Origin of the sequence: Oryzibacter oryziterrae (assembly GCF_021864535.1) — a bacterium.
GTDB lineage: Bacteria > Pseudomonadota > Alphaproteobacteria > Rhizobiales > Pleomorphomonadaceae > Pleomorphomonas > Pleomorphomonas oryziterrae.
The window spans coordinates 94401-106704 of the sequence record NZ_JAKJIC010000008.1; the positions used below are offsets into that span (position 1 = coordinate 94401).

Here is a 12304-nt window from a genome sequence, read left to right on the forward strand (position 1 = left end):
TTTTGCCGGCAAATGAAGGGCGATCTGGCAAATTGTGCCCGCTCTGACCGGCATGCTAGAAGGAAGAGAGCCTTCCGGTGACGTTGGCTTGGCGCCACGATAGAGGGCTCTTTGAGCCATTCAGGGCGCTGTTCGGCGTCTGAGTGCACCGAGCGTCCACCGGCCGAGGCCGCGACAAGTGAGGGGAAACATGCTCAGGAAAGTTATTTTCACGGTTGGCATTCTTGGTCTCGCCAACCCGGCAATGGCGTTTCAGAGCTGCGCCGACGCCGGCATCGGACTGGAGTCCCTCGTTCCGCCGGCCGCATCGCATTCACGCTATTATTTTGACAATGCCGTCTCGCTCTATGTCGTCGACACCATCGAGCCTGCCTGCTGCTCCGCCGGGTTGGCGGTGGTGCTGCCCGATCCGGAAAGCCCGCAAGGCGACTTTCAGTGCCTCGCCATCCTGAACTATCGCGGCCTCGACCTTGAGAATGCGTCGGAGACCGACGAGGGCGACAAGGGCATCGTCTTGGAGATCCCCACCGGCGGCACGCTGCAGGACGCCGACTCCCAGGATGGCCGCGTGTTGCGTCTCAGGATCACGCCCGAGCCGTACACGGTCTCGGTCGAATGAAAAACGCCGCGTGCGGGCGAACCACACGCGGCGTTGAGGCAAATCGTCGACAGAAGGGCGCTCAGCCCTCGGTCTGCTTGCTGATCGGCGGCTGGAAGGCGAAGCCCATGTCCCAGGGGAAATAGATCCAGGTGTCCTGGCTCACCTCGGTGATGAAGGTATCCACCAGCGGACGCCCCTTGGGTTTGGCGTAGACCGTGGCGAAATGCGCCTTCGGCAGCATGTCGCGCACGATCCTGGCAGTCTTGCCGGTGTCCACGAGGTCGTCGATGATCAGGACGCCAGCGCCCTGCCCGCCATCCATGTCGATGACGTTCTGGTTGACTTCCTTGATGACCTGCAGTTCGCCCTGATCCTTGTAGTCATGGTAGGAGGCAACGCCCACGGTCTCGATGATGCGGATGCCGAGCTCGCGCGCCACGATCGCCGCCGGCACCAGTCCGCCGCGCGTGATGCAGACGATGGCATGCCATTCGCCATGACCGGCAAGACGCCAGGCAAGTGCGCGGGCATCACGGTGGAACTGGTCCCAGGAAACCGGAAACGCCTTGGGCGCCAGCGGCTGTGCATCGTTGGTCATCTTGTCTTGTCCTGAAAATGAAACTGGGGACGGTAAAAGCGAATTCCGCGACCTTTTTCAATAGGCAGCAGGCTTGCCATCCCCCGCTTTCATGCGCGTTACGGATTCAATCATATCGATGATCGCCGCCTTGGCCCTCGCCAGGGCCTCGGGATCGCGCGAACGCACCACCAGCTTGGTCGAAAAGGTGCGCTCCCCCATGGTGGGATAGCTGCCGATGACGGTGTCGGTATGCGCCTTGGCAATCGCCCCCAGACGTTCGGCGATCACGCCCTCGCCGAAGGGGCAATCAACCGTCTCGGACAGCATGCGCGTACCACCCTCAAGCTGAGGCTCTATGTTGAGGAGCATGGCCTCCATGATCTTCGGCACGCCGGCCATGACGAACACATTGCCGATGCGGAAGCCGGGTGCCTTGGAGACCGGGTTGGCCACCAGCGTGCCGCCAACCGGAATCCGCGCCATGCGCAGCCGCGCCTCCGTCAGTTCTTCCGGCGTGCGGTAGTGTTCGCGCAGGATCGCCACGGCGTCGGGATGATGCTCGACCGGCACGCCGAAGGCCAGGCCGATCGCATCCGCCGTAATGTCGTCATGCGTCGGCCCTATCCCGCCCGTAGTGAACACATATGTGTATCGGGCACGTAGAGCATTGACAGCTTCGACGATTCTATCGCTTTCATCGGGCACGACACGAACTTCCTTCAAGTCGATGCCGATACCCGTCAGGAACCCCGCGATGTGGCCTGAGTTGGAGTCTCGCGTACGACCGGAGAGAATCTCGTCGCCAATCACCAAAACGGCAGCAGTCGGTAGGACACTTGTCATTTGTTCTGTTCCTGAATGTTAAATCGCCGTCATGTTTGGCGTTTCCAGTGGAGCGCCACCCGTCTTGCCCAGATTTTGGCACAATGTTGTCCGCCATGCTCGCCTGATGCAAATCAGAGACAACAAGTGTCTGTTTTATAGGCTTTTATACAGATGTCGAAAGTCGGCGAAAACTCTATCGGCCACGCCACCGATGTTGGGTCATCCGAACTTGACGCCGTCAGGGTGTCGGTGCTTGGTCGCTTCAAACCGGCCATCATCGGCCTGATCGCCTTTGCCGTCGTCGGCTTGTCGGCGGTCGCCCTCACTCATCTCCTGTCCGACTTTGCATTCGACGACTTCATAGCCGCCGTTGAAGACACGACCTGGACCAACATCCTGCTCGCGATCGCCTTCACGGCCGTGAGCTTCCTGGCCCTCTCCGTCTACGACCTGCAGGCCCTGCGCTTTGCCGGCGCGAAGATGCCCTATCGGGTGGTATCGCTCGCCAGCTTCTGCGCCTATTCGGTCGGCAACATCGCCGGCTTCGGCCCACTGACCGGTGGATCGATCCGCTATCGATTCTACTCGCCCCTGGGGCTGGCACCAGAGACCATCGCCAAGATCGTCGCCTATGTGGCCGGCGCCTTCGGCCTTGGCCTGACCTTCGTCACCGGCATCGGCCTGACGCTCTCGGGCGGCGCCCTGGCGACGTCCGCCGGGCTTTCGACCGGCTTCGTGCATGTGGCCGGCTGGGTCGCGCTGGGCATCGTGGTCGCGGTACTAATCGTCTCCGCCGTCATGAAGGATGGCATCACCATCAAGGGATGGTCGCTGTCGCTGCCAAGCACCGGTGACCTGCTGGTCCAGATCGTCGCCACATCGGTGGACGTCATCGCCGCTGCGGCTGTCCTCTACGTCCTGCTGCCGCCGGGCGACGTGAGCTTCCTGCTGGTGCTCTCGGTGTTCTCGGTGGCGATCGGGGCCGGCGTGCTGAGCCATCTGCCCGGTGGCGTCGGTGTATTCGAGACCATCATCGTCGGCGGCCTCGGCTCGCACCTGCCGCTCGACGGCATCGTCTCCGCTGTCTTCCTCTATCGCGTCATCTACTTCGTGCTGCCGCTGGCTGTGGCCGTGCTCGTACTGATCGGCGCAGAGGCCCAGCGCGCCACCAAGGCCAATCCGGCGCTGGCCAACGCGCTCTCCGGCATCACGCCGACGCTCATCGGCACGCTGACCGTCGTGCTCGGTGCCATGCTGGTGTTCTCGGCCGTAACGCCGAAGGACGATGACAACATCGACCTGATTTCTTCACTCTTCCCGCTGCCGCTGGTCGAAAGCGCCCATTTCACCGGTTCGATCATCGGCGTCTTCCTGATGGTGGCCGGCCGCGGCCTGGTACACCGCCTCGACGGCGCCTGGTGGCTGGCCATGCTGCTGACCGCGCTCTCGATTCCCCTCGCCCTGGTCAAGGCCATGGCCGTGGGGGAAGCGGTGATGCTCGGCATCCTGATCCTCAGCCTGCTGGCGTCGCGCCCCATCTTCCGCCGCCGCGCCTCGCTGCTGCATGACCGGCTGACCGCGAGCTGGTGGACCTGCATCGGCATCGTTCTGGCACTCGCCTTCGGCATCCTGCTGTTCGACTACAAGGAAGTCCCCTACAGCCATGGCCTGTGGTGGCAATTCGAGTTCGACGCCGAAGCGCCGCGCTCGCTGCGCGCCGCGTTCGGCATCGGGCTCGCCACCGCGGCCATTGCCGCAACCATCCTCACCCGCCCGCCACGGGGGCGCATTACGCCGCCGACGCGAGAGGAACTCGATCTCGCCACGGCCATCGTCGCCACCAGCGACCGTGCCGACGCCAATCTGGTGCAGATGGGCGACAAGAGCCTGATGTTCTCCGACGACGGCAAGGCCTTCCTGATGTTCTCCAAGCGCGGCCGCTCCTGGGTAGCCCTCGGCGATCCCGTCGGCGCCGAAGAAGGCCAGCAGGAGCTGATCTGGCGCTTCGTCGAACTCGCCCGCGAGCACGGAGGACGCGCCGCCTTCTACCAGGCTTCGGCGGAGATGCTGTCCTTCTACGCCGACGCCGGCCTCTCCGCGTTCAAGCTCGGCGAGGAAGCGGTGGTCGATCTCGCCCGCTTCGACCTCAAGGGCTCGAAGAAGGGTAATTTGCGCAACGCCATGAACAAGGCCGAGCGCGAAGGCATCTTGTTCGAGGTCCTGCCGCCCGAAGCCGTTCCGGCCATCCTCGACGAACTCCAGGCGGTCTCCGTTGCCTGGCTCGGCGATCGCAAGGAGAAGACATTCTCCCTCGGCGCCTTCGACCGCGACTACATGCTGCGCCAGCCGGTCGCCGTGCTGAAGCGCGACGGCAAGATCTACGCCTTCGCCAACATCATGCTTGCGGGCGACAAGACCGAGGCCGGCATCGATCTGATGCGTTTCGTGCCCTCAGCGCCCAACGGCACCATGGAACTGCTCTTCACCCGCCTGCTGCTGCATTACAAGCAGGAGGGTTATGCCCACTTCACGCTGGGCATGGCGCCGCTGTCGGGCCTCTCGGAAAGCCCGATCGCGCCGCTCTGGCACAAGCTTGGCCGCGCCGCCTTCGAGCACGGCTCCGCCTTCTATAACTTCCACGGGCTCAAGGCCTTCAAGGCAAAATATGATCCGGACTGGCAGCATCGCTACATGGCTGTGGCCGGCGGCCTCAATCCCGTGCTTGCACTTGCCGACGTCACGTTCATCATTGGCGGCGGCCTCAAAGGGGTAATCTCCAAATGAAGCGACTACTGATCGTCGCGGTTGCCGTGGTGCTTTTGCTCACCGGCGCTGCGGCCCTCGCCTTCTTCTATCTGTTCCCGACCTACAACAAGGAAAAGCTGGACACGCTGGCGATCGCCGAGATCGTAACGCCGATCACCGCTGCCAAGGGAACGGTCGTTCTTCTCTCCGGCGATGCTGGCTACACCTTCAGCGACAAGATCAAGGCGCGCCTGCTGGCGGCCTCCGGCGCTGTGGTCATCGGCCTCGACACGCCCGCAACGCTCGCCAAGGGCGGCTCCACGAAGGACGATTGCGTCTATTTCGTTTCCGACATCGAACAGGCCAGCCAGGACGTCCAGCGCGCCTTCGACATTCCCCACTACCACTCTCCGGTCATCGCGGGCTCGGGCCTCGGCGGCACCTTCGCACTGGCGCTCGCCGCCCAGACGCCGGAAGCCACCATCGAGCGGACCATCGCCGTCGATCCGCTGGCCGCTCTGCCGCTGACCAAGGAACTCTGCTCGGCTGCCGAACACAAGAAGTCGCCCGACGGCAAGGGCTGGATCTACGCGCTGCAGACCGGTCCGCTGCCCGATCCGGTCGACGTCTACCTGACCGGCGGCCGCGACAAGGACGGCGCTGCCCATGTCGACCAGTTGATCGCCGCCGGTTTTGGCATCCACAAGATCGAAACCAACATGCCGGCTCGTACCGCCCTGCGCACCGCACTGACGGAAGAGCTGCACCGCAGCGGCGACGATTCCTCGCCCCTGTCCGATCTGCCGCTTTCGCCGCTGCCGGTGGCCGCCACGCATGACACCATGGCGATCATCCTCTCGGGCGATGGCGGTTGGCGCGATATCGACTCCCAGATCGGCACCTTCCTGTCACAGGATGGCGTGCCGGTCGTCGGCGTCGATTCCCTGCGCTACTTCTGGAACACGGTGCCGCCGGAACAGGCCGCCAAGGATCTGTCCCGCATCATCGACACCTATCAGGAGAAGTGGAAGGTGAGCAAAGTGGCGCTCGTCGGCTACTCCTTTGGCGCCGACGCCCTGCCCGCCATCTACATGGCGCTGCCGGACGCGGAAAAGGCCAAGGTGTCCCTCGTCTCGCTGCTCGCCTACACCGGCGCGCGCCAGTTCGAGATCCAGATCAGTGCCATCCTCGGCGGCAAGACCGATCCCAACGCGCCCTCGACGATCACCGATCTCGAGAAGATCCCCGGCAAGATCGTCCAGTGCGTCTACGGCACCGAGGACAGCGAGAGTGCCTGCCCGCGCGTCAAGCTTGACGGCATGCAGGCCGTGCAGCACCCCGGCGGTCATCACTTCAACGATGACTACCTGCCGGTCGCCAAGGACATACTCGCCCGCATCCAGTAAAATCGCGAGTCCTTGAAAATGACTCTCGGCATCCCGCTTTCGAATGTCTCATGCCCTTGATGCAGATGAGACATTCGAAATGTCTTCCATGAGCCGATGCGTCAGCGTCTTGGGCAGAATTGGTACAGCAGGAGCGCGCCCGTGCGTTTTGACAAGCCTCTGACGCCCGGGCGCCTCATCAAGCGCTACAAGCGTTTCCTCGCCGACGTCCTCCTGGACAGCGGCGAGGTCATTACGGCCCACGTGGCCAACTCCGGTTCCATGATGGGCCTCTGCGAGCCCGGCTTGCGCGTCTGGCTGTCGCGCTCGGACGACCCCAAGCGCAAGCTGGCCTGGAGCTGGGAGTTGGTGGAGACCGCCGAAGGCGCGTTGGTCGGCATCAATACCAGCCATCCCAACGCCATCGTCGCCGACGCCATTCGCGCTGGCCACGTCCCTGCCCTCGCCGGCTATGACAGCTTGCGCCGAGAGGTGAAATACGGCCGCAACAGCCGTATCGACATCCTGCTGGAAGCCGCCGATCGTGCGCCCTGCTATGTCGAGGTCAAGAATTGCACCTTGGCGCGACAAGCCGGTCTGGCCGAATTTCCCGATGCTGTGACGAGCCGCGGTGCCAAGCACCTGCAGGAACTCTCCGACATGGTCGCCGCCGGACATCGCGCGGTCATGGCCTATCTCGTTCAGCGCAACGACTGCGACCGTTTCGAGATCGCGGCCGACATCGACCCGGTCTATGCCGCCTCCTTTGCCGAAGCGACAACCGCCGGCGTCGAAGTGCTGGTCTTGCGTTGCGCCCTGAGCCTCGAGACGGTAGAGATAAGTCACCTCATTCCCCTGGCCTAGACCGGAGCCGCTCCCCCGCGGCCAACGCAATGACCAGTCGCGGTCTCCATGTCGGATCCCATGCCGTGAACGGTATACTCGACAGATCGGCCCGTTTTGTGAGAAAGACAATCGTTCGGTCGACCGCGCCCGAGCTGAGAACCAGGATTCAGGACCACATGATCAACTATGTCGACGCCGCAGTTGCCCCGCTTCGCAACACCGGCGACATCAGGCTTTACAATCAGACCGACTTCGAAGGCATGCGCAAGGCCAGCCAGCTCACGGCCTCCTGCCTCGATGAGCTGGTCGATATCGTCAAGCCCGGTGTCACGACACAGGCGATCGACGACTTCGTCTATGGCTACGGCCGGGACCACGGCGCCTTGCCGGCGACGCTCTTCTACCGCGGCTATACCAAGTCGGTCTGCACCTCGATCAACCATGTGGTCTGCCACGGCATTCCCGATGACAAGCCGCTGCGCGAGGGCGATATCGTCAACATCGACGTCACCTTCATCGTCGACGGCTGGCACGGCGATTCCAGCCGCATGTATGGCGTCGGCGCCATCAAGCGCGCTGCCGAGCGACTGATCGACGTCACCTATGAGTCGCTGCTGCGCGGCATCGCCGCCGTGAAGCCCGGCAACACCACCGGCGACATCGGCGAGGCCATTCAGAGATATGTGGAAGCCGAGCGCTGCTCGGTGGTGCGCGACTTCTGCGGCCACGGCGTCGGCAAGCTGTTCCACGACACGCCGAACATCCTGCACTACGGGCGCAAGGGCGAAGGCCCGGTGCTGAAGCCCGGCATGATCTTCACCATCGAGCCCATGGTGAACCTCGGCAAGCCGCATGTGAAGGTGCTGTCCGACGGCTGGACCGCCGTGACGCGCGACCGCTCGCTGTCGGCCCAGTTCGAGCATGCCGTTGGCGTCACCGATACGGGTGTCGACATCTTCACGCTGAGCCCCAAGGGCCTCGACAAGCCGCCGCTGATCGTGGGGTGATCGCGATGAGCGCGCCCAAGCTGGAAGGCCTGCTGGAAACCGCGCTCTATGTTTCGGATCTCCAGCGTTCGGCGGCCTTCTATCGCGATATCCTCGGGCTGACACCGCTGTCGGAAAGTCCGCGTCTGGTTGCCCTGGACGCTGGCGCGCAAGGCGTTCTGCTGCTGTTTCAGGCAGGGGCCACGTCGGCGGATTTGATCGATGACGACGGCTGTATCCCCGGTCACGAAGGGACTGGCCGCCTGCATATGGCCTTCGCCATCGCGGCCGATCAGCTGCAGCACTGGCGCGACCACCTCGCGGCAAAGGGCATTCCGCTTGCGGGCGAAGCGCACTGGAAGCGAGGCGGTACCAGCCTGTACATTCGCGATCCCGACGGCCACGCCATCGAGTTTGCCACCCCAGGCCTGTGGCCGACGCGCTAGATACGCCCGTTGCCGACGCTTGAATTTCGAGCGATTTCCTGTCGATCCGACGCTTCCGCAGAACGGAAAGCGCTCTAGAACCCTGCCGCCATGGCGCAACCGGGATTGCAGCAGGTAGCCGGATTGCAGGCCGGTTCCGGCGCGGCAGCCTTCGAGGCGCCGACGCTCGGCGCCATCAACGCCTTCTCCACTTGCGCCGCGCCGCAGGACGGACAGGCGAAGGACGACTTGCGTGCGTCCCAATCCGCCATGTTCTCAAACCAGTCGTCAAAATCATGGCCGCAGGCGACACAATGAAGATTGTAGTGGATCATCGATCTTCCCAAGGATAGGCGTGTTCTGCGCGGGAATGTTGCGGCCAGCGTTGATTTGTCAAGCTGGGGTCAACGCGGAGGAGAAGCCCCCAGGCCGCCCAGCCTTTGCCACACAGACGTCATCAGGCAAGCTCATTTGTCCTCGATGATCAAGAACATCCGACAACAAGGACTTGGCAAATCTGCGGATTTCGCCGACTTTCACGTCGGAGCATGTTGGACCATTGATTGTTCGGGAGGACATTACCTTGAAACGCCTTTCTCTCGTCACCGCCCTGCTCGCGGCGACCTCTTCGCTTGTCCTCGTCAACACCGCCTTCGGCGCTGAGCAGGTCGGCAGCATTCTGCTGTCCTCCGGCGGTTTGGCCGAGATTGTCAAGCACGTGGAACTCGGCGACAACGACAAGGCGATCTCCCTCGAAATCCCGGTGGATCAGGCAGACGACGTGCTGAAAAGCCTCATCGTCAGCGACCCCGCCGGCACCGTCGCCACGGTCACCATCGATGGCGCCAACGCCGTTGCCCAGGCCTTCAAGCACATGCCGTTCAAGCGCGAAGACCTCGCTTCAACGGCGACGATCGCCGCCGCCATGACCGGCTACAAGGCCACCATCGACGACGGCAACGGCCATGTGGATCTCGGCGTCATTCTGGGCGTGACACAGATTCAGCGCGCCACCACCGGCGAGCCGATCGAAGTGCCGGCGGCAACCGTGCAGCACGAGGACGGCTCGCTCGCCCAGGTCCTGCTCGGCCCCGGCGCCTCGGTCACCTTTGCCGACGAGAGCGTGCAGAAGCGCATTGAAACCGCCATCGCCGCCGTCCGGCAGGCGACCGACACCAACTTCCGCACCATCCGCATCGAAACCACCGGAAGCGGCAAGCGGACCGTCGATCTCTCCTATGTGGTGGCCGCTCCGGTGTGGAAGGCCGCCTATCGCATCGTCCCCGGCACCGACGGCAAGTACCGCGTCCAGGGCTGGGCCGTGCTGGAAAACGGCACGGGCGACGACTGGAACAACGTCTCGGTCACCCTCTCCTCGTCCAATCCGGTGGCGCTGAAGCAGCGCCTGCTCGACATGTACTGGCGCGACCGCCGTGAGGTGCCGATCATGCTGCCGGGCGGCGCCATCAATCCCATCGTCGACGGCTCACAGGGGGATGCCGCCGGTGCCATGGACCAGATGGGCGAGGCGGACATGCCAGGTCTTGCCGCGCCGGCACCGATGGCCATGGCCGAAGCGGCGCCTATGGTCGGCGGCATGGCCGCCAAGACGACGGCGCAGCGCTTCACGCCCCAACCGTCGCGCGGCCCGGAAGCCATCTCCAGCGAGGGCGACGTCGGCATAACCTTCACCCTGCCCCAGCCCGTCACGCTGCTCGCCGGTCAGACGCTGACCGTCCCGATCATCGACGCCGATTTCGACGCCGACCTCGTTTCCATGTGGCAGGGCGGCAGCGCCGGGGATCACCCGGTCGAGGCCATCTTCCTCGACAATGCCTCCGGCAAGAGCGTGCCGCCGGGCATCTTCACCGTCTATGGCAAGGAAGGCTATCTGGGCGATGCGCAGGTGCTGGGCATTCCGCCGGGCGAGAAGCGATTTGCCGCCTTTGCCGCCGATCCGAAGACCCGCGTCACCAGCGAGTCGACCGACGACTCCACCATCACCGGCATCAAGGCCCGCGACGGCCTGCTGACGGTCACCTCGACCGCCATACGCAAGACCGTCTACCACGTCACCGCCCCGAAGGATGCCGGGCGCACCCTGCTGATCGACCACATGAAGCTCAGCGGCTACGACGCCAGTACGACGGCCGAGGTCGTCTCCGACGAAGCCGATCGCCTCCGCCTGCGCGCCAAGGTCGAGGCCGGCGCCAAGCTGGATATTCCCGTGACCGAGAAGACCGTGGAAAGTCAGGTGGTGACGGTCGCCGAAAGCAGCGCCGACAGCCTCGTCTACTGGGCTTCCACCAAGGCCATCGAGCCCGAGATCGCGGCCAAGCTGAAGGCGATCGCCGCCCTCAAGCACAAGGTGGACGACTACCAGCGCGCCGTGGACGAAGCCGATCAGGTCGTCTCCCGCAAGACGGCCGAGCAGGAGCGCATCCGCGCCAACCTCGCTGCCCTGCCCGAGACCTCCGACAGCGCCAAGTCCTACATCGCCAAACTCGACAAGAGCGAAGCGGCCATCGACGCGGCGCAAGCAGATCGGACCAAGAATCAGGATCTCGCCGACAAGGCCAACCAGGACCTCGACGACGCGATCCGCGCGCTCTGATCACACGCCAACCTGTCAGCCGCCGTCCGCGTGACGGCGGCTCACGGCTTTCAGGCGCCCGGGCTCAGGCCGTAGGCCGCTTCCCATTTGAACCACTTGCGCGCTACCGCTGCATCCAGGTCGACCCCGGCCGCGCGGGCGAACACCAGCAGCTGACACAGCACGTCGGCCATCTCGTCGGCCAATCGCTCGTCGAGGCCCTCGTTCGGCCGGCGCGACCGACCGGTCTGCGCAAGATGGACCTGAACCAGTTCGCCCATCTCCTCCTGCACCTTCAGCATGAACCAATCGCCGCTGCGATCGATGCCGAAAGCACCGGCATAGCGGCTGGAAATGGCCTCAAGACGTTCGGCCATAGCGTTGAGATTCAACTCGGTCATCACGATTCCCCGGTTGGATGGCAAACGCATCCGAGCAGCATCGACTGTCTAAAACTGGCAGTATGCCGTCCCGACAAATCTGCTAAGTTTTATGCAATCGTGCCCGGACACCAGACGGATTCGCCCATGGGTGACTTTCAGGAAGGCAATGCCAATCTCCCCCACTACACGGGGCATCGCGAAAGACTGCGAGAGCGCTTCCGCACCGCCGGCGCCGAAGCGCTTGCTGACTACGAGATCCTGGAACTGGTACTGTTCCGCTCGATACCGCGTCAGGACGTCAAGCCTCTGGCCAAGCATCTCCTGGCCACCTTCGGCTCGCTTGCCGAGGTGCTTGGCGCGTCCGAAGCTCGGCTGAAGTCGATCAAGGGCATGGGCGACGCCACTATCGTCGACTTCAAGGTGGTGATGGCCGCCTCCCAGCGCATTGCCCGTTCGGCCATGGTCAAGAAACCGGTACTGTCGTCCTGGTCGTCGGTGATCGACTATTGCCGCACCGCCATGGCCTATGAGGAACGCGAGCAGTTCCGCATCATCTTCCTGGACAAGAAGAACCAGGTGATTGCCGACGAGGTTCAGCAGACCGGGACTGTCGACCACACACCGGTCTATCCGCGCGAGGTGGTCAAGCGGGCGCTGGAGCTGTCATCGACCGCCATCATCCTCGTCCACAATCACCCCTCCGGCGACCCGACGCCCTCGCGCGCCGACATCACGATGACCAAGAACATCGTCGACGCCGCCGCCCCCTTGGGCATCACCATCCACGACCACATCATCATCGGCAAGGACGGCCACGCCAGCCTGAGAGGCTTGCAGCTGATGTGAGGCGGCACCGCTTCTTGTGGGGCAACCGATTATCTCTGCAGCGCCAGGCATTCGAGGTGATCCAAGGTAGGTGACGACCGTCATCTCCA

12 protein-coding genes are annotated in these 12304 nt (G+C 63.7%); 8 read left to right on the forward strand and 4 right to left on the reverse strand.

The features are described from left to right. Positions 1-190 precede the first annotated feature (190 nt). Complete coding sequence (locus L2I41_RS10520) at positions 191-619, forward strand: hypothetical protein (protein WP_237153504.1); 429 nt, start codon at positions 191-193, stop codon at positions 617-619. Positions 620-680: 61 nt separating this feature from the next. Here the strand turns inward: L2I41_RS10520 and gpt are convergent, their stop codons facing one another. Together gpt and L2I41_RS10530 are read right to left on the reverse strand one after the other, a co-directional pair. Further along, complete coding sequence (gene gpt, locus L2I41_RS10525; protein WP_237153505.1) at positions 681-1199, reverse strand: xanthine phosphoribosyltransferase; 519 nt, start codon at positions 1197-1199, stop codon at positions 681-683. Positions 1200-1256: 57 nt separating this feature from the next. Next, complete coding sequence (locus L2I41_RS10530; protein ID WP_237153506.1) at positions 1257-2024, reverse strand: competence/damage-inducible protein A; 768 nt, start codon at positions 2022-2024, stop codon at positions 1257-1259. A 153-nt stretch (positions 2025-2177) separates the two neighbouring features. Between L2I41_RS10530 and mprF the strand changes: the two genes are divergently transcribed. From mprF to L2I41_RS10555, 5 genes are all read left to right on the forward strand, one after another. After that, positions 2178-4790 (forward strand): bifunctional lysylphosphatidylglycerol flippase/synthetase MprF, encoded by a 2613-nt coding sequence (gene mprF / locus L2I41_RS10535; protein WP_237153507.1) that lies wholly within the window; start codon positions 2178-2180, stop codon positions 4788-4790. Continuing rightward, positions 4787-6157, forward strand: a complete 1371-nt coding sequence (locus tag L2I41_RS10540) for an AcvB/VirJ family lysyl-phosphatidylglycerol hydrolase (protein ID WP_237153508.1) — start codon at positions 4787-4789, stop codon at positions 6155-6157. The genes mprF and L2I41_RS10540 overlap by 4 nt, the downstream gene beginning before the upstream one ends. Positions 6158-6298: 141 nt before the next feature. Continuing rightward, the gene (gene sfsA, locus L2I41_RS10545; protein WP_237153509.1) at positions 6299-7000 is read left to right on the forward strand and encodes a DNA/RNA nuclease SfsA; all 702 of its coding nucleotides are present in this window, start codon (positions 6299-6301) and stop codon (positions 6998-7000) included. A gap of 158 nt (positions 7001-7158) precedes the next feature. Further along, positions 7159-7989, forward strand: coding sequence for a type I methionyl aminopeptidase (gene map, locus L2I41_RS10550; protein WP_237153510.1), 831 nt, complete (start codon positions 7159-7161; stop codon positions 7987-7989). 5 nt (positions 7990-7994) lie between these two features. Continuing rightward, on the forward strand, positions 7995-8414 hold the full coding sequence (locus L2I41_RS10555; RefSeq protein ID WP_237153511.1) for a VOC family protein: 420 nt from the start codon (positions 7995-7997) through the stop codon (positions 8412-8414). Between the two features lie 74 nt (positions 8415-8488). On the opposite strand, the gene L2I41_RS10560 is transcribed toward L2I41_RS10555, so the two are convergent. Then, positions 8489-8728, reverse strand: a complete 240-nt coding sequence (locus L2I41_RS10560; RefSeq protein ID WP_237153512.1) for a DUF1178 family protein — start codon at positions 8726-8728, stop codon at positions 8489-8491. Positions 8729-8976: 248 nt separating this feature from the next. Between L2I41_RS10560 and L2I41_RS10565 the strand changes: the two genes are divergently transcribed. Next, entirely contained in the window at positions 8977-11007 is a 2031-nt protein-coding gene (locus L2I41_RS10565) for a DUF4139 domain-containing protein (RefSeq protein WP_237153513.1), read from the forward strand. Between the two features lie 50 nt (positions 11008-11057). Here L2I41_RS10565 and L2I41_RS10570 read toward each other — a convergent pair whose 3' ends face one another. Further along, complete coding sequence (locus L2I41_RS10570) at positions 11058-11387, reverse strand: MazG nucleotide pyrophosphohydrolase domain-containing protein (protein WP_237153514.1); 330 nt, start codon at positions 11385-11387, stop codon at positions 11058-11060. 126 nt (positions 11388-11513) lie between these two features. Here L2I41_RS10570 and radC point away from each other — a divergent pair, with 126 nt between their 5' ends. Next, the gene (radC, locus tag L2I41_RS10575; protein ID WP_237153515.1) at positions 11514-12215 is read left to right on the forward strand and encodes a RadC family protein; all 702 of its coding nucleotides are present in this window, start codon (positions 11514-11516) and stop codon (positions 12213-12215) included. Positions 12216-12304 lie beyond the last annotated feature (89 nt).